This is a genomic window from Exiguobacterium sp. SL-9 (genome assembly GCF_004336985.1).
In the GTDB taxonomy this organism is placed as follows: Bacteria; Bacillota; Bacilli; order Exiguobacteriales; family Exiguobacteriaceae; genus Exiguobacterium.
Genome location: NZ_SJUO01000045.1, coordinates 1 through 392, shown reverse-complemented (window position 1 = coordinate 392; position 392 = coordinate 1). Strand labels below are relative to the sequence as shown.

The window sequence follows — 392 nt, the reverse complement described above, 5'->3', positions numbered from 1 at the left end:
CTACTCCAGAGGGCTTTTTTTATGCGAATGGATCGTAATCTGAATTGCTGACGCTAGCGCCAGAATGAAGTGAAGAGTAATTTCTATCTATTTTGGTGACTGGATAGGCGAACGTCAGCGCGAGCGCATCACCTTTACCCGGTGAACGACCAAGACGCTTTTTAATTTCTGTTTTATCTTCTAGTACAATCTTGCTATCGATAACACGAACTTTGTATTCACCACATGACAAATCATCTGCGGTTTCCTGATCATCAATAGCCCCACCAATTTTTAGCCATGTCTTAACGCTGTTATACATTTCACCGCGTTTGTTTAGCATTTGTGGATCTGTTGATGCACCACCAAACTTAACTAAACGCCACACGCGCCCCCAACTTGTTCCAATAGAG

Annotated in this window: 1 protein-coding gene; it reads right to left on the bottom strand. The window is 43.1% G+C overall.

Annotated features, from left to right (window positions below):
• Positions 1-19: 19 nt before the first annotated feature.
• The coding region (locus EVJ34_RS15580) for a hypothetical protein (RefSeq protein WP_368665995.1) at positions 20-392 on the bottom strand (373 nt) is incomplete at its 5' end.